Source organism: Streptomyces sp. HPF1205 (assembly GCF_020400825.1).
GTDB lineage: Bacteria > Actinomycetota > Actinomycetes > Streptomycetales > Streptomycetaceae > Actinacidiphila.
On sequence record NZ_JAINVH010000036.1, the window covers coordinates 26939 to 47002 of the forward strand.

Consider the following 20064-nt stretch of genomic DNA (forward strand, 5'->3'; position numbering starts at 1 on the left):
GCATTGTGCCGGGTCAGGTGCTGATCGCGTCCCACGACTTGTCGGATCGGGTCGCGTGTGCACCGACTGCCGATGCGTCAACTGCGCCGCCAAAGCGGAGGTTGAAGGGAGTTCAGTTAGCCAGCGAGCCGGCGAAGACCTGCCACGCCAGGAGTGACTTCGCCACGAGGCTGAGGACCAGGTATGCCTTTTCGCCGTATGCGTAGTCGGACCACCGGCCGACTTCGTGGTACTGGAGCCATTGGTTGAGACCGAAGCTGAAGAAGAGGACGGCCTGGACGAGAACGATCCCGTACACGAAGCCTGGGACGGTCTGGGCAGCGACGATGTTGTACGCGATCGAGATCCACGGCGTGAGGCCTACCAGCGTCCCGAACCAGAAGGGGAGCATAGTAGTCCTTGTCCGTCCCGGCGGGTTCATCAGTTCTGGGAATCGAGGCAGTCACGCCGCCGCCCCGCAGGAAAGTCGCCCAAGTGGCGCCCGGGAATTTGCCGTACCCGCTCATCTCCGGGACAGCCGCCGGCACCCTTCCCCACCGATCTCCCCCGGGCCGGCCGTGCCTCACCGACAGCCCGCCTCGGGCCCGACGGCCGATCTCCCCAACTCACGCCGCTCAAGCCTCGACGGCCCTGAGCTGCCTCATCCAACGACCGCCGCGGTCGCCGACAGTCAAGGAGGTAGACCAGCCGAAACCGTCGGCACCGCCATCGACGGGCGACTGCGTCTGGCGTTCACCATGGCTGCGCCGGTGGACGAAGCGAGCATGGACGGCATCGACGTCGCTGCGACGATGGGCGGCCCGGAAGCCGGAGGGCGGATGCGCATCGGCGGCGCCGAACTGGTGGAACTTCCGTTACCGATCTTCAAAGGGTGGTGTCGGGAGGGGCTGACGGTTCTTGATCCCTGCGGTATGCCGACTTCATGAGGTATGCGCAAGGTGGCAGGCTGACCGACGAGCGGCGGGTCATCCGCGAGATGTTGAGGTTGGAGGCGGCCGAGCGGTTCGCCCAGGGCGAGGAGAGCACGGTCGTCGCGCATGACCTGCGGGTCGGCGTCCGGTCGGTACTGCGCTGGCGCAAGGCAGCAGCACGAAGCAGCTCTCCCCGACCAGCCGCACATCAGCGACTTCTCGGCGCTCGTGGCGGCCGTGGCACGGCATCGTGTCGACCCGCCCCCCTCGGCGTCGACCCGGACCCTTCCTGGCGCGCGGCCGCGCTGCTGCACACCCTGCTGCGGCCGCTGCCTTCCCTGAACGTCCGCTTCGCGTGCGCCGTCACCATCGCTTACATGCACGCAGCGGTGAGGGCCTGGACGCCCCTACGGCGAGCTCGTCGAACTGTGCAAGGAAGTGATCGGCGGCAAGGACAACGTGTTCGGCGCCGCCGACCGGATCCGTTCCTGGCGCCTTTGAGGTTCCGCCGCTTCGACGGCTCTCAGGTGGTCTCCTTGCCGTCCGTGATGGGTGCTACTGCGCCCACGGCGGGGTGAAGGTGCCTTCGTCCGTCACGGCCTGGCCTCTGACGGGGAAGGCCACAACGGCCTCGAAGGGCTCTTCGGCGTCGTTGGCCAGGGAGAACATTGTTCCGGCGGGAACGAGGAGAGCGTCCCCCTTGGTCAGGGGATGCCTCTCGCCGTTCACGGTCGCGGTGGCGCGGCCCGAGGTGGCGACGAACACCTCTTCACGGGTCAGGGAGTGGGGCACGCCGGGCGTGCCCGGCTCCAGTGTGAGCCGCCGGACACTGATTTCCGTCGCTCCGCGGTTCGGCGAGGCGAGACCGCGGACGGTGAGCCCGGGCAGACCGAACCGAGGTGCCTGGGAGGCTGCAATGATGGGCGAACCCCGCAACCACATCGCCGCCGCGGGGGCAGCGATGCGACCGGAACCCCCACCCCCGCAATCCGCCGGCTCCCACGGACCCGCTGCCTTTCGTGCTGACGAAGGGGGCCCAGTTTCGCCAGGACGACAGGGACCAGGGAAGATGGAGCGGCAGGCACCGACCCTCGATGTGATCAGCCGGCGCGCGGACACTCTGATGATCACCGGTCTCGTGCCTGTGCTGCTGCCGCAGCAACCCCCGCTGAGCAGGAACGATCTACGCGATCCCGGAACTTGCTACCGCTCTGTGGTGCGGCCCGTTGACGAACCTGGAGTCGATCACGCGTACCTGCACAGCCGCATCGCCGCGGTGGCCGGCACGCTTGACGGCGCGCCGGGGCGGGTATCGCCGTGACATGCTGACTACGGCCGCGGCAAGCCCTGGCAAGATCCAAGCTTGCGTCGCGGGCTTACTGGTCTTCGGCGTTGCCGTGGCCTTCGGCTTCCGGCAGAGCAGGCGGATCATCGCTCTGCGGACGAGAGGGTGCACCGCCCCGGTGACCCGGTTTTCCGGCGTATGGGCGGAATTCCATGTTCCGGATCAAGGCGCCTTCACGTGCTACCGAGGCGACGGCCGGGGCGGACTCGTCAGAGCGGACAAGCCGGTGATCCTCTACGACCCCAAAAACCCCAAGAACTGCGAGTTCCTGGGCCATGAGCCGGGCTGGCCGATGGCCATCGTGCTGTTCGTCCTTGCCTCGGCGGCGGCGGTCATGTGCATCGTCCTGATCGCGGCCATCACCGGCTGAGCGGGGCAGGACACGGGCGTACAGCGGCCCTGCCGGGGCGATTCGGGTCGCTCCTTCGAAGGCGGACCAGCGCTTCTCGAAGCGCGGCACTTTTGCCCGGCCCGACCGTCCCGGGAGGGCCGACGCAGCAATTCCGCGCCATGTTCCCCGACGTTCTCCGCGCGCGCACCCAGCCCCCGCAACAAAAGGGGGCTGGGTGCGCGCGCGGAGACGGAGGGGAAGTCAGCGCTCCGGCGGGTCCCGCTTGCGGTGTGCGGGCCGGTGCCGACGACATCACTAAATCCCGAAATCATATCGAGAAAAGGCTGGACTGTTATCGAGCAAGGGTGGGAAATGGCCGCGTGCCGGGCGGTGCTGTGGTGAGGAGGCCGAGTCTTTCGTACAGCGCCCGGTCCTTCATACAGCCCGCGGTGGCCTCCACCGGGGCGGCCAGGAGACATTCGCTCTCCCCAGGATGGCCACCGTGCGGGCATGGCCGGTCAACTGCAGGGCGATCTGCTGGTAGTCCCGGGGCGCGAGGTCCGGAGCCGTCCACGCCAGAACGGCAGGCCGGCCTCGATCAGCCCCGACGGGTCGTTGGCAGCGGTGCCGGTCACCGCTGCTGTTCCAGGTCGTCGCGGTGCCCGGCAGAGCCGCCGCCGGCCACTGCGGGGGCACGAGCGGGTTCGGGGTCGGGGTCGGCAACTTCTGCCTTCAGGAAGAAGCGGGCCAGGCCCCGGTCGGCGAGGGCCAGCAGGGCCGGTGAAGGAACGCCGTAGCGCCGTGCCTGCGGGCCGTGAGGATCCGGCTCGCAGGCTGATGCGGGAGCGGTCGTGGGCGTGGCCATGAGGTTCCGCCTTCGGTGTGGGATGTCGTCGGCGTGGTTCGACGTTGGGGATGCCCCAGGCCGCGCCTCAAGGAGATTGCGGGCAATTGCGGAAGTTCACTCCAGGGCGTCGATCGCCGCCCGGGTCAGGGCGCGGGCGGCGTCCCCGTACACGGCCGCCTGCGCCAGTCCGGCGAACGCCTTCGCGTGGTCGGCCACCTCGCGCGGCCGCGTCACGTTGATCTCCGCAGTCAGGGTCTCCACCACGGCCTGGACGTCGTCGTGGAGGTAGAACGCCTCCAGCCGTGCCGCACACCTGCCGTTTCGTCCGCCGCCGCGGGGCCGGCCCCGCGGCGTCCTAGGCAGGGCCGTTCCACTGGCAGAACAAGACGGTGGCGTCGTCTTCGAGCCGTCCTTGGTGATAGTCCAGCAAGGCGTGGACGAGCCGGCGCAGCATCTCGGCGACGGGCAGACCGGCGGCGTGGTGGCGGATGACGAAGTCGGTGAAGCGTTCGACGCCGAACTGCTGTCCGTCACGGTCGCGGGCTTCGGTGATGCCGTCGGTGTAGAGCAGGAGACGGTCACCGGGCTCCAACTGGTCGCGGCACACCATCACCGGCAGGTCCAGGCCGGTGCCCATCGGGCCGGCCGGCGGGCAGCGCGCGGTGCTCGCCCAGCGCTCTGCGCGGATGATGATCGGCAGCAGGTGGCCGCGGTTGACCCATGTCAACCCGCCCGTGGTCAGATCGAGATCGGCCAGGATGCCGCTGGCAAAGCGGGCATGGCCGAACTGCTCGGTGAGCGCTGCCTCGATCGCATGGCTGGCGTCGGCGACGCCGGCTCCCTGGCGGCGCTGGTTACGGTTGGTGGCCATGGCCAAACTCGCGGTCAGGCCGGATGAGGTGTCGTGGCCCATGGCGTCGAAGATCGCCAGGTGCGCGGTGTTCCCCGCCACCGCGTAGTCGAAGCCGTCGCCGGCGACCCGGTAGGCCGGCTCCATCGCCGCGCTGATCGTGACCTGCTCGTTGGCGAACGTCATCGGGGGCATCAGCGTCCACTGCATCTCCGCTGAGACCCGCATCGGCCGGGTACGGGTCAACCGGGCGTAGGAGTCGCTGTTGGCGCGTTTGGACACCAGCAGCAGCCCCGCCATCGACGCCAGCGCCCACCCGGCCGCCGCCCGCTCCTCGCCCACTGGGGCCTCACCCTCGCCGGCCTGCCGGGCCTGCTGCAGGCACAGCACACCCAGGCGCTCGGTACCGTCCATCACCGGCACCCACACCTGCATACCGTCGCCGCTGGGCAGCAGCTGCGCGCTCTGGTAGGCCCGGCCCGCCAGCGTTGCGTCGATCCCCAGCTCCCGCCCGCCCTCGCCGGCGTTCAAGCCACCTCCGGTGACTTCCCGCAACACGTCCTGCTGCAGATCCACCACGAACAGCCGCGCCCCGCCGAACCCCGACCGTACCGCCGCGTCCACCAGCAAGCCGGGCAGCTGCTCGAACGTCGCTTGGTGACTGGCCCGCAACAACGACGCGAGCACGGCCTCGAACACGCCCCCGGACGGCCCGGACGACCCGGTGTGGGCACCAGACCTGTGGTCCCTTTCCATGAGCGTCCCCTCGGCAGGAACCGCGCCTGCCCCTCGGCGTCATCTGCCGCCGGAGACCTCGGGCCCCCGGGCCCGAAGAGATACCACCAGCGCAGCGGGCACACCCGTCCCCGCCGGAACGACAAGGAAACAGCCCGCTCCCTTCCCAGCCTCCCCTACCCGACATTCACACGACAACCAGCCTCGCCGCGGCCGCTACGAACGCATCCCGCTCCGTGCCGAAAAGGCTCCGACCTGCCCGGCTGCGGGGGGTATCGGTGATGCGCGGTCGCTGCCGGGTCATCGCAGGGATACGGCAGGGGCCGGGGAAGTCCTCGGACAAGGCGTCCATCAGGAGCGTGTCGGCGGGCCGTCCGAGCCAGTGACAAGGCCGCACCGGCCCAACTGTTCTGGATCACGCGTGAAGAACCAGACCGCGCGGTCCTCTCCACGTCACGGCCACGCTCCCGATCCTCAACTGCCGACAACGTCGTTAGCCGAGGATGAGCGGGAGGTTTGCGGAGAGATCGTGCAGAGCAGCCTTTTCAACGTCGGTCGGCGGGCGACGTCCGGTGCCGATCAGCAACGCGTCCTTGTCGGAGAACCAGGCCGGAAACGGGGTCTCGGCGATCTTCTCCAGCAGCGTGCGAGCCGAAAGGAGGGTCTCGGCGGGCGGCTCGGCAGCCAAGGGCAGGTGTGCGATCAGGTCGAGGTGGTGCAAGGTCCATTCGAGTACGTACGCGGCTAGGTAGTCGCCGACGGTCAGCACCTTGTCCCGGGTACTGACGCGCAGGGCGGGATCGGCGAGTTCGGCGGCTCGGCTCGCGGCGGAACCCAGGTCGTCGAGGTGGAACTTGAGCCACCGCGGCCGGCCGTATGCGGCGGCCAGCCGGGGGATCAGCGCATCGAGGGGGTCCTCGCCGGTCGGTTGCTCGTCCAGGAGGTTCCAGTAGGTGACCGCGTCCGCGGTCGGTTCGGTTTCGGTGGGCGTGACCAGCGTGATCAGGACGTCCTGGGCGTCGATGGCCAGGTGGCAGACCAGGTCCCGCACAAGCCAGCCGGTGCAGCCGGACGGCCGCTCGAAGTCCTCGTCCGGTAGTTCGGCGACCGCTGTGCGCAGTGCTGTCCAAGAGAGTGAGAAGAGATCCACCACGGCACGGTAGGGCGGACTCGGAAGGGCGGACAAGCGGATTCGGACGGTCACCTCGTGTGCCTGACCGCTCTTCCGCGACGTCTTGCCGGTTGCCCCGATCAATCGCGGGGCAGCCCGTTAGCGCGGCACGGGAGGAGCGGGCGCGGAACCGTGGCGGCAGACCGCGGACCACTTCGCCGATGCGCCACGGAGCCGGCCGACAGCACCCGTCGGCCGTCGGCCGCCACCCCGCCGGCCAGCAACATCCGGCAGAAGGCCAGCCAGTCGTCGGCGGTCGAGGCCGGCCCGCCATTGCCGAGCGGTAGCGCGGGCAGGCTGCTCCACTCGCCGTCCGGGCCGTCGGCGAGCTCCAGGCTGCCGTCGTCGCATGGCCTGTAGAAGCTGGTGAACCGGCCCCGCTTGGCGGCCGGCACCTCGAACCCGGTGTCGACCATGCCCAGCGGCCCGAAGATCCGCTCCGCCAGGAACTGCGGCAGCGGCAGTCCGGTGACCCGCGAAATCAGTACCCCCCGCAGGACGGAGCAGGTGTCGTACAGCCAGGCAGCGCCCGGTTGGTACAGCAGCGGGATGCGGCCGAGCGCCGCCATCCACTCGTCGGCCGGCGGAAGATTGCTCGGCAGCCGGCCGTCCCTTTGCACCGTGAACAACTCCTGCACCGCCGGCAGTGTGAAGTCGGAAGCGAATCCGTACCCGGCCTGGGAGGCCGGCACGTCGAATACGGTGATGGGCCGGTCGGCCGGCACCACGGCGTCCACCTGGCTCACCGGCGTGCGTACGACCACCGGCTTCCCCACCTCCGGCAGCCACATCCCGACCGGGTCGTCCAATGCGATCCTGCCCTCCTCCACGAGGATCAGCAGTGCGGCGGCGGTGACGGACTTGGTGATCGAGGCGACCCGGAAGATGGAGTCCCTCGCCATCGGGGCGCCGTCTCCGGTGTCCTGCGCGCCGACGGCGGCCACCTCGACCTGGTCACCCCGGGTCACCAGGCCAACCGCTCCCGGCAGCGTACCGGCACCGACGTGGGCTTCGAGCAAGTCGGGCAGGGTCGTCATGAGGCCGCCTTCCAGAAGATTGCTGTCAAAGACAGAGTTCCGCACGGGCCGGAAATGAGGGTGATCCGTCGCATACGGGAGTCGTCCGTCGACCCGGGCACGGCGGAGAACCCGAGCCGGGCCCGGGTCTCGACGGCAACGCCCCCACTGGCGGTCACCGCACCAGCGGCTGGCGCCGCATCATCGCCGACATCGCCTCGGGCGACTGGCGCCATGAGCTGCGCGGGCCCTGGGCGCTTGCGCTGGAGTCCGGCAGGTAGCTCTCGGGTGTCGTGTCGTAGCGGGTGAGGAAGCCTCTCCCCAAAGCCCTGTGGTGAGGCCTTTCCGCGGTCGTACGGGGATCGGTCCGCCATTCGTAACGACTGCGGTACCAGTGCGCGACAGCGGGCCGACGGCCGCCGCCGGGCCCGTAGCTTGTGCGGCATGGGGAGAACCGTGCGGCTCGTGCCGCCGAAGCAGGGGCACGTCGTCGAGGGCAGCGGTACGCGCGAGGGCACGGCCTCGCCGGGCGGCGCCGGCCGGGGCGCGCGGTGAGCCGCCGTACGCCCTGGTGGGCGTGGGGCTTCGTCGCGGGTGCGGTGGCCGCGTTCCTGGGCCTGTTCACGCACTGGTTCAGTACGGTCCCGCCGGACGCGGCCCCGCTGGACAGCAGCGGCAGCAGTTACGGCGCCTTCTCGCTGGAATGGCTGGGCGTGCTCGGCCCGGTCTTCATGCTGATGGAGGGCGCGCGCTGGTTCGGGGCGCTGCGGGGCTGGTGGCGGGTGCCGGCAACGGACGACTGGCGGCGCGGTCGCACCGCACCGCCCGACCCGGACCCCGGGGAGGGCGCGGGGCCCGGCGCCCTGATCGGCCTGGCCGCCCTCGCAGTGGTCGGCGTCTGCCGCGCGGCCGTACCCACCCACCACACGGCCATCGCCATCGGCGGCCCCGACCCGGGCCGGCGCGACCTCACGTACGCGGTCCACGCCGACTTCGGCCTGTGGTGCATGCTCGTGGCCTGCCTGCTGTTCACACTCACCGGCGCGGTCGGCTGGTTCACCCGCGGCCGGGGCCCGGCGCCGGTCCGGAGCTCTGGCGCGCCCTTGGGCGATCAGTGATGCTGTTGCCCATGCTGCTTCCCGCCGCCGGTGCCAGAGCGGAGCGGATGGACGTCGTCCGTATCACCTCGGCCATGCGCAACCCGTACACGGACGACCTGGCCGGCGAGGAGGTCGAGGTCAGCGCGGCGGACCAGGTCCGGCGGCTTCTCGCGCTGATCGCGGACCTGCCCGGCGACGACATGCGCCGCTGCTTCAACCCGGGCTGGGGCATCCGCGCCCGCACCGCCACGGCTCGCCTGTTCGAGATCGCCTTCTGCTTCCACTGCCACGGCGCCCGGCTGTGGGGGCCCGAGGTCCCCGCCGAGCAGCAGGGCTTCCACCCCTTCGACGCGGACAGCCCGTCAGGCCAGGAGCTGCTCACCCGCCTCCGCGCCACCGACCAGGCATGGAACAACCCTCGCTGACCACCTCTCCACCCCTGCACCTCTCCACGTTTCGGAGGCGAGAGCATGAACGCCTTCCCCGGGCAGCCCCCGCGGTCCCCGCAGTCCGGCACGGGCGCGCGCACCCGCACCGGCCAGGACACGACGGCCCGGCTCGACCTCGGCCTCGACGAGATCGCCTCCGGCTGCGTCAAGGAGGTGGTCGTGGACACCGCCGCGGTCTGCGGCGCCTGCCACGGCGTGGGCGGCGGGCCCGGTTCCGCCATGTCCACCCCGTGCCACGAGTGCGGCGGCGAGGGCCGGGTCCCGCTACGGCGGACGCTGGCCCTCAAAATCCCCGCCGGAGTCGACGACGGCACCCGGATCCTCCTGTCCGGCGAGGGCGAGGCCGGTTCCGGCGGCGGTCGGGCCGGCGATCTGTACGTGGAGATCCGCGAGAAGGCGCACCCGGTCTTTCGGCGCCGCGGCGACGACCTGCACTGCACGGTCGTCGTCCCCATGACCGCCGCCGTACTCGGCACGAGGTTCGCCCTGGAGACCATGGACGGCCCGGCAGAGATCGACCTGCCGCCCGGCACGCATTCCGGCCGGTCCCTCGTCCTCTCCCAGCACGGCATCCCCCACCTTCGCGGCCCCGGCCGCGGCGACATCGTCGTGCACGTCGAGGTCCCGACCCCGACCGCCCTCGACGCGGAACAGGAGCAACTGGTCCGCCGGCTCGCCCACCTGCGCGGCGAGGACCAGCCGACCATCCGCCTCCAGCCTCCCCCGGCCCACCCCTGACGCGACGGTGTGCAAGGAGTGCTCGTGGTCCGGCTCGCCCTTGGCCGGGTCGGCCGGGATCGGGCCTACTGCTTCGCGGGGAAGAGGTGGAGCTGTGCGGTGCGCCCTGCGATGGCGAGAACCCTGATCGACAGGCCGTTGACGGTGGAGGGCCCGCCCTGCTCGGGGCGCTGCCCGAGCAGGGCGGAGGTGAATCCCGTAGCGTCGACCGAGGTCAGGTCCACGCCGTCGGCGCCGACGGCGGTCACCGTGAACGGTCCCGCCCCAGGCGGGCGACGCCCGGGATCTCGGTGCCCTTCGTCACGACGACGGTGCAGCTTCCGTCCGCGCAGCCGCGCAGCTCGGCCGGCGTCGACAGCTTCATCGGCTTCACCGCCGCCGGCGACGGCGACGGCGACGGCGACGGCGACGGCGACGGCGACGGCGAGGTCTTCGCGGGCGACGGTTCGGCCGTACGGGACGATGCGGCCGGCGTCGGCGCCCCCGCGTCGCCGGAACCAGAACCGGAGCCGCAGCCGCAGCCGCAGCCGGTCGGCGTGGCGGCGAGGGTCAGGAGAGCGCGGACGGTCCCCGCCGCGCCGCGCGCCGCGGACAGCCTGGCCGTACGGCGGGTCTGTCCTGCGGCGACGTCGTGCCCGCAATGGAGCAGTTCCTCGAAGCAGGGCAAATCCTGCGGCGGCGCGGCGGACATCACCAGTCATGAGCCCCCCATGAGCCTGCCGGGCGCCCGCGGTAGACGGTGCCGTCGTCAATGCTCGTGGTGTAGATGCAGTGATTGTCGGCGAACGTCGGGGCGAGAGTGAGGAGAGCTCATCGCGCGGTGCTGCGGCTGGACATGACGAAGGCCTTTTCCGGTTGGTTCACAGAGGGTGTGGTTTCCTTCGGGGTTCGCGGGCTGGGTCACATGTCAGCGCAGGGCGGCGGTGATCGCGTCGGCGAGGGTGGTGGTGGGCCGTCCGATCAGGCGGCGCAGGTCGCCGGTGTCGGTGAACAGTTCGCCGCGGCCCAGTCCGAGGTCGGAGTCGGCGAGGATCTGGGCCAGTTCGGCGGGCACGCCGGCGCCGGTCAGGGCCCGGGCGAACGCGTCTGCGGGGAGGTCGGTGTAGGTGATGGGCGCGCCGGTCGCGGCGGAGGCGGTGGCGGCCAGTTCGGCCAGGGTGAAGGCCTGGTCGCCGCCGAGCTCGTAGACGGCGCCGGTGTGGCCTTCGGTGGTCAGGACGACCGCGGCGGCCTCGGCGTAGTCGGTGCGGGCTGCGGCACTGACCGTGCCCTTGCCGGCCGCTCCGAGGAAGGTGCCGTGCTGGAGGGCCGGCGGCAGTTGGTCGGTGTAGTTCTCCAGGTACCAGCTGTTGCGCAGCACCACGGCCGGGGCGTTGCGTTCGCGCAGGTACTCCTCGGTGGCACGGTGGGTGGCGGCGAGGATCGTGCGGGCTGTGCCGGCCCGGGTCATGCTCGTGTACGCGACCAGGGACACCCCGGCGGTCAGTGCTGCGTCGATGGCGCGACGGTGATGGGCCAGGCGATCCTCCACGGGCATCGAGGCCGAGATCAGCAGTACCTTCTGCGCTCCCGTGAAGGCCACGGCAAGGCTGTCGGGGTCGGCGAAGTCCGCCCGGCGCGTCACGACACCGCGGTCGGCCAGGTCCTTGATCCTTGCGATGTCCCGGCCCGTGGCGACGATGTCCGCGGCCGGTACTCCCCGCCGCAGCAGCGCCTCGACGGTGAGCCGGCCTAGCTGGCCGGTGGCTCCGGTGACGACGATGGACATGTGAGGTTCCCCATTTCTGCCGCGGCTTTCGCGGCGCGCCCCCACTCTGACCTGGAAACTCTCCATCGGTAAGTAGCCACTTTTTGGTAAGGTAACCACCCGGACGAAAGAAACGAGGTGGGAGCTGTGACGGCTGCCGAGACTGTGACCCAAGCGACATCGTCCTGGGACCCGTACGAGCAGGGCTGCCCGTCACGGGACCTGCTCGACCGGATCGGCGACAAATGGTCGATCCTCGTTCTCGGCGAACTCGGGGAGCACGGGACATCCCGGTTCACCGAGCTGCGCAAGCGCCTGTCGGGGGTCAGCGAGAAGATGCTCACCCAGACGCTGCGCGCCCTCGAACGCGACGGCCTGGTCCTGCGAACAGTCCACCCGGAAGTGCCCGTGCGCGTCGAGTACGAGCTGACCCCCCTCGGGCACACCCTGCGCGGCCCCCTCAGGGGGCTCACGGAATGGTCCCTGCAGCACATGACCGAGGTCCTTGCAGCCCGCAAGGCATACAACACGCGCGCCGAGCAGACCGGCTGAGCCGCCCCCCACCCAGGGCAGCGCCCGGCACCGTGATCCGGACCTCCGCCACGACGGTGCCGGTCACCGATTCCTGGGCACCGGCCCCGACCGTAACCACCCGTGGTGAGCAGGACCCGGCCCAACAGCGTGGTACAGCTGGGCAAGGCCGGACCACACCCGCCAGTTGCAGTGCCTGTCCGGCCGGGCACCTGTGCACCCGCCGGTGATCCTGACCGGCGCCGTAGCCGTCACTGGCAGCAGACCCGATAGCCGCCCTGCGAGGGTTCACCAGCGGCGCAGGTCTTTAGGCCGGCCGGGGTCCTCCTCACGGCAGGCCGCAGTCCCGGACGAGGATGGCCGAGAAGGGGCCTGCCGACGGGCAGTTGTCGGCGGGATTGTGAGATTTACCCGCAAATGCCGCGTGAAGTCAGTACCTTTGGCGGTGGAACGACTACTCGTCGTGAAATTTGAGGGGGGACTTATGCCGCACTTCAACTACCAGTTCGTTGCCGGACGGCCCAACTGCCTTCCGGTCCTGGCCGCGGCGGGCATGGCGGGCCCGGGGGATCCGGCTCCGCGCCTGACCGCGCTGGCCAACTCCGCCGGAGCCGCGCTGGTGCCGAACATCGTCGGCGGGATCCCGGCTGCGGGGCTCGGCGCGATACCCGCGCTCGGCGGGTGCGCTCCGTACACGTGGGCGGCGCTGAACAATGCCGCCCTGCGCATAGGGCTGTACCCGCCAGGCGTTCACCCCGCCTACGAGGCCAACTGGCGACTGGCCACCATGCGGATGGCCTGCTACACCGCCGCCGGAGGCCTGCTCACCCGCACCCCCATCCTCGCGACGCTGGACGCCGGTGAGAAGCGGCTGCTCAGCTACTGCATGGGGGTCACGCTCGCCGTCTACACCGCCGGCGTCACCGGATTCACCTTTCCTCGGCACCTGTCCAGGCACGCCGCCGCCTACGGCGCGGCGGGAGTGGGCTACACGCTGAACGGCGCATTCGCCGCCGCGAACCTGCCCGACATCGTCTTCTTCGACGTGGCGGCGGGGACGTGCCAGGTGTGGGAGGCGAAGGGACGCGGTGTCGGAGCGCCGGGCGGCGGTTTCCCGGTCGCAAGCGTGAACGGCGTTCTGGACGGTGCCATCGACCAGACCAGGAAACTCGCCAGCGTGCTGATCCCAGGCGGCGCCCTGACCGCCCCCAACGCGCGGATCGCGTCGGTGGCGCGGATCAACCCGGCAGACGGACGCTGGCACCTGCACGTCGCCGACCCGGCCCAAAAACGTCGCAGACAGGAAGGGGACCCGGTGGGCAAGGCCCAGTTCTACGAGGAGTTCTACCGTCCCTTCGTCGAGATGATCCTCGACAGCAGGAACACCCTCGACGCCGGGGGGCAGCAGTTCGTCGTCGCTCCAGTCCCGGGATCCCAGACCCTGGTGGGCGTGGACGCGCGCATCGTCGACCTGTTCCGCCAGGGCGTGAACCGCCGCCGCCGCACGGGAGAAACCTCCAACACCGGCGCGACCTCGGACGAGGTGTGCGACCGGATCGAGCAGTACATCGCCGAGGGCTACACGCAGCCCGACGACGACACCCTCTACATCAGCCCCGAAGGCATCCTGACCCAGGCCGAGGAGGAAGACATCTTCTGAGCCGCCCCGTTGCGCTCACTGGAACTGGCCGACGAGATCACCGCCGAACTGACCGTGCTCGTCGGCTTCGACCAGGACCTCGCCGCCGAGGCCACCCGCACCTCCAACCGGATACGGGGCCTGCTCACCCAGTTCCACCCCAGCCTGGAACGCGTCCTCGGTCCCCGCCTGGACCACCAGGCCGTCACCTGGCTGCTGGAACGCCACGGATCCCCGGCCGCCCTGCGCAAAGCCGGCCGTCGCAGACTCGTCGAGCTGATCCGCCCCAAGGCCCCGCGCATGGCCACCCGGCTCATCGACGACGTCTTCGCCGCGCTCGACGAGCAGACCGTCGTCGTTCCGGGCACCGGCACCCTCGACATCGTGATCCCGTCCCCGGCCCGCTCGCTCGCTGCCGTCCACGAACAACGCCGAGCACTGGAAGCCCAGATCAACGAACTGCTGGAGGCCCACCCTCTTTCCCAGGTCCTGACGTCGCTGCCCGGCGTCGGCGTCAGGACCGCCGCAGTCCTCCTGGTCACCATCGGCGACGGTGGCTCTTTCCCCAGCGCCGCCCACCTCGCCTCCTACGCCGGCCTCGCCCCGGCCACCAAGTCCTCAGGAACCTCCATCCACGGCGAACACGCGCCCCGAGGCGGCAACCGGCAGCTCAAACGCGCGATGTCCCTGTCCGCGTTCGCCGCCCTGCACGACCCCGCCTCCCGCACCTACTACGACCGCTGCCGGACCCGCGGCAAAACCCACACACAAGCCCTCCTCCGCCTGGCCCGCCACCGCATCAGCGTCCTGTTCGCCATGTTCCGCGACGGCACCTTCTACGAACCCAGAACCCCACGACATGCTTGACGAAAGACATAGAGGCACCCCCCGGCCCAGACGCACCGGCTCGGTGTAGCGCCGGCCGCGGGCAGAGACGCGCCCGCCAACCCTGCGGAAAGGCTGCTGATCGAAGGCCCCCACAGACCGTTGGGCCGGGTCGATCAGGTCTGCGCGTCGAACGCTGTGTTGATCGCCGCTCGGAGCTGGAGCCAGGTGGGCTCTTCTGCCGTCGCGGCGTAAACCGTTGCCAGATCGTCCGAGTTCCAGGTGCGGGCTCCGTCTGTGAGGACGAGGTGCTCTTCCAGTTCGCCACCGTCAGGAACCTCGGACGTCGCAGCGAGGAACTCCGAGACCGCTGCGACCGCGGCCGTGGACACGTCCGTATCCTCCGCGGCGCGGGTCTCCTCAGGGTCGGACCGCACGGACACGAGCACGAGTTCGCCGGCACCGCTCGCGAAGACGAGCTCGCCTGCCGCCGTGGCGGCCAGCGCGGACACAGCGGATCCGGCCAGTACGTCGTGCTCGACCACGCGGGAGGTTTCGATGTCGACCTCGACCAGGTCTCCGGCAGGTGTTCCGACCCACAGGACGCCGGGCCGAGCTCCGAAGGCGAGGTTGTGCCGCGACCAGGCGTGCATCCGGTCCAGCCACTCCTGCGGATAGGGGTAGCCGGGGCTGGGCTCGCCGAGGGTCGTCGCCAGGACGCGCTGAAGCGACGGGAACGCGAACACCTCAAGCGTGTTCTCATAGGCGTTGCCCCTGACCGCGAAATGACGTCCGTCCGCGCTGAAAAGGGGTGTCTCGTAACCATCGCAGTCCAAGATCAGGGCCCGTCGCAGCAGACGCATCACACCGGGTACGGCCCCGGGATCGACCCGCGCGAACAGGCCGTGCGTCGCGCCCTGATCGCTGCTCAGCGTGACCACCAGTCCGCCGCCGGGGTGCTGGGCCACACCGGTGTCCCATGGCGGGCTCGAACTGACAGTCCCCGTAGCCAGGTCGACAGCATCAGAGCTGCCCCACCCGTCGTCGGAGGACGGCGATGCCCACAGCGTCCTGCCGTCCGGGCTGAACGCCACACTGCGGTAGCCGGCGACAGGGGGAACACCGCCCACCCCGGAAAGCCCGGAAGGAGTCCACTGCACCACGCCGCACTCGCCGCCTGCCACGACCAGCCGCGGCTCGTCGGGATGCCAGGCCAGTGCGGGCGTCCGCTCGATCCGCTCCCAGCCGAAGGCATCACCGTAACCATCCGATCCGGCACCGACACAGCCGAGTTCGCGCAACTGCCCCGCCTCGCAGCTCCATACATGAACCGTCGGACGCTCTCCATCCAGGCCGGCCACCAAAGGAAGGCGTGGATGGCACACCAAGCGCTCGACAGGACATCCACTGCTGACCCGCACACGCGCCACGGCCTCAAGATCAGTCACGCCGACACCCTAGCCATGGGTACTGACATACCAGTCGGCGAGCAGCTCTACGACAACGTTATGGCCCGTATCGGCCGGGTGTGGTCCGGGGGCTGCGGGCAGGCGTCCACCTCTTCGGGCATGGCCCAGCTGGTAGTGGCGGTGAGCGCTGCGCATCGGCCAGATCGTCGCCGGTTCAACGGACCGATTCCGTCCCCACCCTTCCAGCCCCGCCGGCACCCCCACCGACAAAGAACTCTTCTCCGAGAGCGGTATGGGCCCGGTGCACCTGATGCTGCCGACCCTCACAGCGGGCGGTGCCGGAACGCCGGGCCTGACCCGGGGCACACCGAGATGACAGAAGGACGGCGTTCCGGCCCACGGTCGCCGACGGCATCCCCGGGCCAGAACCATCGAATCCCGCGACCCTCGTGAGATCAGCAAATCGGCGCACCGCGCGTCCGAGGACGACGTAGGACGGGGTCGATGCGGACGAACGAGGGCGCTCGCCGGTCATGCCCTTCCCGGAACGATTGAGCGCGCGTGGCCGGCCGTCAACGACCTCCTCGGTGTACCACGGGACCCGGTCCACGCCGACCGCCACCACGACGTCCGCGCCGTGGAGTAGCGTGTCCAGGCGCCGCGGGCCGGCCGTGTCGGCGCCGACGACCACGAGGTCGAACCGGGCATCTGCGGCGTCCTGCCCGAACTTCTGCTCGGCCGCGTCGGAGCGGAATCCGGCGCGTGTGGGGTCCCTCGGGTTCTCGTACATGGTGTCCCGGTGGCCACGCCACTCATCGCGCGCGGGGTACGTGCAGTATGATCCGACGCCCGGGTTTCCGGTGCCGCGCAGGTAAGTCCCGGGGGGGAACATGATCGACGACACTTCCGTGCCGATATCCGGGCCGGTTTCGATGGGACCGTCGGCGGGGGACACCCCCGTGCGGACGTGCCCCCGGTGCGGTGAAGCGGTGCCCGCCGACCCACGCTTCGTGGTGTGGTGCGCGGCCTGTGGCTGGAACACCGATCCGCAGCCGCCGGACGCGCCCAAAGGGCGCTTGGAGGGCCGACGCCACCGGTTGGCCGTGCGGCACGGCGAGCAGTTGTACGGCCGCATGCAGGACGAGCTGACCGGCAAGGATGCGGCCGGGCCGCGCCTGGACGCGGCGGGGGTCGCCGCGTACGTCCTCGCCTGGGCCGTTCACCTCGTCACGGGCGCCATCGCGGTCGCCGGCCTCCTGCTGATCGTGCTCGGCCTGCCGGCCTTCCCGCCGGTCCTGCTCGGCTGTGTGCTGCTGCTCCTGGTCGCCGCGCTGCGGCCGCGGTTGGGCCGGCCGCCCAAGCACGCCGTGACGGTCGAGCGCGAGGCCGCGCCCGAGTTGTACGCCCTGCTCGACCGGGTGGCCGCCGAGGCCGGCACGCGCGGTGCCGACCTCGTCGTCCTGGACGCGCGGGGCAATGCCGGCGTCAGCGAGTACGGGCTTCGGCGGCGCCGCCTGCTGCGTATCGGCCTACCCCTGTGGCACATCCTGACCCCGCAGCAGCGGGTGGCCGTCCTCGGGCACGAGTTCGGGCACTACGCGAACGGCGACACCCGCCGGGGGCTGGTCGTCGGCACGGCGCTGAACACGTTGAGCGTCTGGTATTACGTGCTGCGGCCCGGGTCAGCCAGGGGGCGCACACTGGCACAGACCGTGGCCGCCTGGTTGATCGCGGTGCCATGGCTGGCGGCCGCCGGGTTGCTGCGCCTGCTCGACCGGCTCACCCTGCGTGCGTCGCAGCGCGCCGAGTACCGCGCGGACGCCGCGGCCGCCCGGATAGGTTCAGGAGCGGCCGCTGCGGCTGCCTTGGACCGGATGCACCTGCTGGACGCGGTCGGCCACGAACTGCGCCGCCAGGCGATCCTGGCCCGTACCAGGAACAAGGGCGCCGACCCAAAGGTGATCGAGGCGAACCTGTGGCAGAGCCTTGCCGATCACGCCGACGGCATCACCGAACACGAACACGAGCGCCTGCGCCGGGTCAGTGCCCTGCGCGGCCACAGCACCGACTCCACCCACCCGCCGACCCACCTGCGCACCGCCCTCCTCGCGTCCGCAGCCGACCTGCCCGCGGCGACGGCCCTCGACGCCGGGCGGATCGCAGCGATCGACGCGGAGCTCGCGGCCCCCGGCCGGGAACTGGCCAAGCGGACACTGCGGGACCTGCATCTGTGAAGCACACCTGCAGCACCTCCACCAGGCCGTCGGCGTGCAGCAGGACCGGCGGCGGATGCCCGGCACCGGCCACCACCAGGCGGTGCGCGATCGGGTCATGGATGGCATATACGCAGGTTGCTACGTGGTCCGGCCCGAGTCGCTGGGCGTGCTCATCCAGGTGTCGAAGAAGCTTGTCGGGTGTCTCGGCGAGCCCGGACAGGCTCTGCACGGTGGTGCGCAGCTGGCCCATGATCGCCGCCGACGTCATGGAGTGCCCCATCACGTCGCCGACCACCAGCGCCACCCGGCTGCCGGGCAGCGGGATCGCGTCGTACCAGTCGCCGCCGACCCGGGCCGACTCGGCGGCCGACAGGTAACGGCTGGCCAACCGCACGCCGGTGGGCTGCGGCGGCCTCATCCATGCTCATGCCGAACTGCAAGGGCCCGACGCCCTCCAGTGGCCTGAGCATCCAGACCGACCGAGCGCCTGCGGCGGTCTCCTGAGAGCCTTGCGACGTCATCGTCCGCCGGCACGCGCAGTCCGTCCTGCGGGGCGCACGGCACGGCGGGTTCGCGGGGGTCCGAGGGGGGCGCGGGCCGGCGCTGCCTGAGCGCGGCGGTCACGAACGCGGCGACCATCGGCCGGCGGTCCTGCCGGTTCCAGGCGAGTACGAGGCGGCTGGGCGGGGCGTCGGCCACGGGGACGCAGGTCAGGCCGGGCGGGAGCGGTTCGACCAGCGAGCGGGGCAGCACCGCGATCGTCCGGCCGAGCGTGATCATGTGGAGGAGCTGGACGACGTCGGCGACCTCGGGGCCGGTGCCGTTCCCTGCGGGGACGCCTTTCCAGGACGGCAGCGTCTCGCCCTCCAGGTCGGACAGGCACACCGAGGGCTGCCCGGCCAGGCGGTGACCGGCGGGGACGACGACCACCCGGCCCTCGGTGTGCAGCGTCTCGTGGGCGAGGCCGTCGAGGTCGTCGAAGGGCACGTAGAGCAGACCGACGTCGGCCCGGCCGTCGCGCAGGAAGTCGGTGCGGTCGGCGGGGCCGCTGAAGAGGATGTCCACCTGGCGGGCGTCGGGCCGGTGGGCGTACTCGGCCAGGAGCCCGGACAGCAGGCCGGCGTCGCCGCCGGGTTTGAGCACGAGCCGCAGGGGCGCGTGGGTCTCGCCGGCGCGCCGGGCGTTGCGGACGGCGGCGCCGACCGCGTCGAGGGCGTGCCGTCCGTGCTCCCGCAGTGCCTCCCCGGCCGGGGTGAGGGCGACGTGCCGGCTGCTGCGGACGAACAGCGGCACGCCGAGCCGGGTCTCGATCCGCCGGATCGCCTTCGACAGCGCCGGCTGGGCGATCGAGAGCCGGGCGGCGGCGCGGCCGAAGTGCAGTTCGTCGGCCACCGCGAGGACGTACTCCAGCTCCCGGGTCTCCAGTTCAACCATGCCCACAGGTTATCGCCGAAGAGCGAACGGGTCTTGGACGCGGGCGGCCCGATCGGTCGAGAATCGCACCGTGATCAACCACACGATGATTGTCTCCTTCGACAACCCCCTTCCCCAGGACGAACTGGATCAGTACCTGACGGATATCGAACGGGCCATGCTCGGCACCGGCCTCGCGGCGTCCGTCGCGACCCGGCGCCACATCCCGGTCCCCGGCGAGGAGGCCATTCCCGCACTGATCGCGACCGCAATCGTCCAGGTCGCCGTGCCCGACATCGACGCGCTCGCGAAGGCGTTCGCCGCGCCGGGCGTCCACGAGGTCATCGGCCGCTGGCGGTCACGGCACCCGTACAAGGTCGCCTGGGCGAACCACGAGGCGCTGGCATGAGCGGCGGTCCCCCCGTGCCGACCGTCGGGCAGGACGCGGTCGTGTTCGCGATCGACCACCCGTACGAGGACACCGTGGAGGCGGTCACCTCGATCGAGAAGGCGGACCTCCCGCCCCGGACGAAGGAGAAGACCATCCATGGCGACGCCAGGCGGGCCCTGGGCATCCGAAACCCCCCGACGGCCCTCATCCCGTCGGTGTACGAGCCGGTCACCGCGGCCGGGCCGAACCGAGAAGGGACCCAGCGTCAACAAGCACGTGACGCGCGGTCAATGACGTAGGCGCCGAATCCCGCGATCGTGTGCGGAACGGGCACGGCAGCCGGGGGACGGAGGGGGCGCTGCGCCCGCGCTCGCAAGACCGCAGCCGTCGCGGCTTCGAC

At 70.8% G+C, this 20064-nt stretch carries 22 protein-coding genes and 6 pseudogenes; 15 read left to right on the forward strand and 13 right to left on the reverse strand.

Going from position 1 to position 20064, the window contains the following annotated elements; all coding sequences use genetic code 11:
* Positions 1–112 precede the first annotated feature (112 nt).
* Entirely contained in the window at positions 113–421 is a 309-nt protein-coding gene (gene heR, locus K7G61_RS29800; RefSeq protein WP_225850158.1) for a heliorhodopsin HeR, read from the reverse strand.
* 328 nt (positions 422–749) lie between these two features.
* Here heR and K7G61_RS29805 point away from each other — a divergent pair, with 328 nt between their 5' ends.
* Complete coding sequence (locus K7G61_RS29805; protein WP_225850159.1) at positions 750–926, forward strand: hypothetical protein; 177 nt, start codon at positions 750–752, stop codon at positions 924–926.
* A gap of 111 nt (positions 927–1037) precedes the next feature.
* Positions 1038–1412: pseudogene (locus K7G61_RS29810) on the forward strand (toxin Doc).
* Between the two features lie 54 nt (positions 1413–1466).
* Here the strand turns inward: K7G61_RS29810 and K7G61_RS29815 are convergent.
* Positions 1467–1853: a cupin domain-containing protein gene (locus K7G61_RS29815; protein ID WP_225850160.1), complete on the reverse strand. Its 387-nt coding sequence runs from the start codon at positions 1851–1853 to the stop codon at positions 1467–1469.
* A gap of 127 nt (positions 1854–1980) precedes the next feature.
* On the opposite strand from K7G61_RS29815, the gene K7G61_RS29820 reads away from it, so the two are divergent.
* Both K7G61_RS29820 and K7G61_RS29825 read left to right on the forward strand, forming a co-directional pair.
* On the forward strand, positions 1981–2232 hold the full coding sequence (locus K7G61_RS29820) for a hypothetical protein (protein ID WP_225850161.1): 252 nt from the start codon (positions 1981–1983) through the stop codon (positions 2230–2232).
* A 1-nt stretch (position 2233) separates the two neighbouring features.
* Entirely contained in the window at positions 2234–2626 is a 393-nt protein-coding gene (locus K7G61_RS29825; RefSeq protein ID WP_225850162.1) for a hypothetical protein, read from the forward strand.
* Positions 2627–3218: 592 nt separating this feature from the next.
* Here K7G61_RS29825 and K7G61_RS29835 read toward each other — a convergent pair.
* From K7G61_RS29835 to K7G61_RS29860, 6 genes and pseudogenes are all read right to left on the reverse strand, one after another.
* Positions 3219–3452 (reverse strand): hypothetical protein, encoded by a 234-nt coding sequence (locus K7G61_RS29835; RefSeq protein WP_225850163.1) that lies wholly within the window; start codon positions 3450–3452, stop codon positions 3219–3221.
* A gap of 96 nt (positions 3453–3548) precedes the next feature.
* A pseudogene (locus K7G61_RS29840) lies at positions 3549–3734 on the reverse strand (transcriptional regulator); the annotation flags it as partial.
* Positions 3735–3789: 55 nt separating this feature from the next.
* Positions 3790–4983 carry a PP2C family protein-serine/threonine phosphatase gene (locus K7G61_RS29845; RefSeq protein WP_225850164.1) on the reverse strand — a complete coding sequence of 398 codons (1194 nt, stop codon included), beginning with the start codon at positions 4981–4983 and terminating at the stop codon, positions 3790–3792.
* Positions 4984–5512: 529 nt separating this feature from the next.
* The gene (locus K7G61_RS29850; RefSeq protein WP_225850165.1) at positions 5513–6169 is read right to left on the reverse strand and encodes a maleylpyruvate isomerase N-terminal domain-containing protein; all 657 of its coding nucleotides are present in this window, start codon (positions 6167–6169) and stop codon (positions 5513–5515) included.
* Positions 6170–6270: 101 nt separating this feature from the next.
* A complete protein-coding gene (locus tag K7G61_RS29855; protein WP_225850166.1) occupies positions 6271–7227 on the reverse strand; it encodes a serine hydrolase in 957 nt (318 codons plus the stop codon).
* Between the two features lie 154 nt (positions 7228–7381).
* Positions 7382–7531 (reverse strand): hypothetical protein, encoded by a 150-nt coding sequence (locus tag K7G61_RS29860; protein ID WP_225850167.1) that lies wholly within the window; start codon positions 7529–7531, stop codon positions 7382–7384.
* A gap of 226 nt (positions 7532–7757) precedes the next feature.
* On the opposite strand from K7G61_RS29860, the gene K7G61_RS29865 reads away from it, so the two are divergent.
* The 3 genes and pseudogenes from K7G61_RS29865 to K7G61_RS29875 all read left to right on the forward strand — a co-directional run.
* Entirely contained in the window at positions 7758–8324 is a 567-nt protein-coding gene (locus K7G61_RS29865; RefSeq protein ID WP_225850168.1) for a hypothetical protein, read from the forward strand.
* 11 nt (positions 8325–8335) lie between these two features.
* Positions 8336–8731: a hypothetical protein gene (locus tag K7G61_RS29870; RefSeq protein WP_225850169.1), complete on the forward strand. Its 396-nt coding sequence runs from the start codon at positions 8336–8338 to the stop codon at positions 8729–8731.
* A 45-nt stretch (positions 8732–8776) separates the two neighbouring features.
* Positions 8777–9493: pseudogene (locus K7G61_RS29875) on the forward strand (DnaJ C-terminal domain-containing protein); the annotation flags it as partial.
* A 65-nt stretch (positions 9494–9558) separates the two neighbouring features.
* On the opposite strand, the gene K7G61_RS29880 reads toward K7G61_RS29875, so the two are convergent.
* A complete protein-coding gene (locus K7G61_RS29880) occupies positions 9559–9741 on the reverse strand; it encodes a hypothetical protein (RefSeq protein ID WP_225850170.1) in 183 nt (60 codons plus the stop codon).
* Positions 9742–9783: 42 nt separating this feature from the next.
* Here K7G61_RS29880 and K7G61_RS29885 point away from each other — a divergent pair, with 42 nt between their 5' ends.
* Positions 9784–10296, forward strand: a complete 513-nt coding sequence (locus K7G61_RS29885; RefSeq protein ID WP_225850171.1) for a hypothetical protein — start codon at positions 9784–9786, stop codon at positions 10294–10296.
* Positions 10297–10400: 104 nt separating this feature from the next.
* Here K7G61_RS29885 and K7G61_RS29890 read toward each other — a convergent pair whose 3' ends face one another.
* A complete protein-coding gene (locus K7G61_RS29890; RefSeq protein ID WP_225850172.1) occupies positions 10401–11261 on the reverse strand; it encodes an SDR family oxidoreductase in 861 nt (286 codons plus the stop codon).
* A 126-nt stretch (positions 11262–11387) separates the two neighbouring features.
* Between K7G61_RS29890 and K7G61_RS29895 the strand changes: the two genes are divergently transcribed.
* From K7G61_RS29895 to K7G61_RS29905, 3 genes and pseudogenes are all read left to right on the forward strand, one after another.
* On the forward strand, positions 11388–11792 hold the full coding sequence (locus tag K7G61_RS29895; protein WP_225850173.1) for a helix-turn-helix domain-containing protein: 405 nt from the start codon (positions 11388–11390) through the stop codon (positions 11790–11792).
* A 463-nt stretch (positions 11793–12255) separates the two neighbouring features.
* On the forward strand, positions 12256–13431 hold the full coding sequence (locus tag K7G61_RS29900) for a hypothetical protein (protein WP_225850174.1): 1176 nt from the start codon (positions 12256–12258) through the stop codon (positions 13429–13431).
* A 9-nt stretch (positions 13432–13440) separates the two neighbouring features.
* Positions 13441–14277: pseudogene (locus K7G61_RS29905) on the forward strand (IS110 family transposase); the annotation flags it as partial.
* A gap of 134 nt (positions 14278–14411) precedes the next feature.
* On the opposite strand, the gene K7G61_RS29910 reads toward K7G61_RS29905, so the two are convergent.
* A complete protein-coding gene (locus K7G61_RS29910) occupies positions 14412–15683 on the reverse strand; it encodes a hypothetical protein (protein WP_225850175.1) in 1272 nt (423 codons plus the stop codon).
* A gap of 950 nt (positions 15684–16633) precedes the next feature.
* Between K7G61_RS29910 and K7G61_RS29915 the strand changes: the two genes are divergently transcribed.
* Positions 16634–17878: a M48 family metallopeptidase gene (locus K7G61_RS29915; protein ID WP_225850176.1), complete on the forward strand. Its 1245-nt coding sequence runs from the start codon at positions 16634–16636 to the stop codon at positions 17876–17878.
* A 70-nt stretch (positions 17879–17948) separates the two neighbouring features.
* Here the strand turns inward: K7G61_RS29915 and K7G61_RS37405 are convergent.
* Positions 17949–18140, reverse strand: a pseudogene (locus K7G61_RS37405) (SpoIIE family protein phosphatase); the annotation flags it as partial.
* Here K7G61_RS37405 and K7G61_RS37410 point away from each other — a divergent pair.
* Positions 18091–18237 carry a hypothetical protein gene (locus K7G61_RS37410; protein WP_374204292.1) on the forward strand — a complete coding sequence of 49 codons (147 nt, stop codon included), beginning with the start codon at positions 18091–18093 and terminating at the stop codon, positions 18235–18237. The pseudogene K7G61_RS37405 and the gene K7G61_RS37410 overlap by 50 nt on opposite strands.
* Before the next feature lie 226 nt (positions 18238–18463).
* On the opposite strand, the pseudogene K7G61_RS29925 reads toward K7G61_RS37410, so the two are convergent.
* Positions 18464–19294, reverse strand: a pseudogene (locus tag K7G61_RS29925) (LysR family transcriptional regulator); the annotation flags it as partial.
* 70 nt (positions 19295–19364) lie between these two features.
* Here K7G61_RS29925 and K7G61_RS29930 point away from each other — a divergent pair.
* Complete coding sequence (locus K7G61_RS29930; protein WP_225850177.1) at positions 19365–19682, forward strand: hypothetical protein; 318 nt, start codon at positions 19365–19367, stop codon at positions 19680–19682.
* Entirely contained in the window at positions 19679–19963 is a 285-nt protein-coding gene (locus tag K7G61_RS29935) for a hypothetical protein (protein WP_225850178.1), read from the forward strand. Before K7G61_RS29930 ends, K7G61_RS29935 begins: the two co-directional genes overlap by 4 nt.
* Positions 19964–20064 lie beyond the last annotated feature (101 nt).

Excerpts from the sequence above, each read along its gene's own strand:
- heR (WP_225850158.1), bottom strand. The coding sequence starts at position 421 with ATGAACCCGCCGGGACGGACAAGGACTACTATGCTCCCCTTCTGGTTC.
- K7G61_RS29815 (WP_225850160.1), bottom strand. The coding sequence starts at position 1,853 with ATGTGGTTGCGGGGTTCGCCCATCATTGCAGCCTCCCAGGCACCTCGG.
- K7G61_RS29820 (WP_225850161.1), top strand. The coding sequence starts at position 1,981 with ATGGAGCGGCAGGCACCGACCCTCGATGTGATCAGCCGGCGCGCGGAC.
- K7G61_RS29825 (WP_225850162.1), top strand. The coding sequence starts at position 2,234 with ATGCTGACTACGGCCGCGGCAAGCCCTGGCAAGATCCAAGCTTGCGTC.
- K7G61_RS29835 (WP_225850163.1), bottom strand. The coding sequence starts at position 3,452 with ATGGCCACGCCCACGACCGCTCCCGCATCAGCCTGCGAGCCGGATCCT.
- K7G61_RS29855 (WP_225850166.1), bottom strand. The coding sequence starts at position 7,227 with ATGACGACCCTGCCCGACTTGCTCGAAGCCCACGTCGGTGCCGGTACG.
- K7G61_RS29870 (WP_225850169.1), top strand. The coding sequence starts at position 8,336 with ATGCTGCTTCCCGCCGCCGGTGCCAGAGCGGAGCGGATGGACGTCGTC.
- K7G61_RS29890 (WP_225850172.1), bottom strand. The coding sequence starts at position 11,261 with ATGTCCATCGTCGTCACCGGAGCCACCGGCCAGCTAGGCCGGCTCACC.
- K7G61_RS29900 (WP_225850174.1), top strand. The coding sequence starts at position 12,256 with ATGCCGCACTTCAACTACCAGTTCGTTGCCGGACGGCCCAACTGCCTT.
- K7G61_RS29935 (WP_225850178.1), top strand. The coding sequence starts at position 19,679 with ATGAGCGGCGGTCCCCCCGTGCCGACCGTCGGGCAGGACGCGGTCGTG.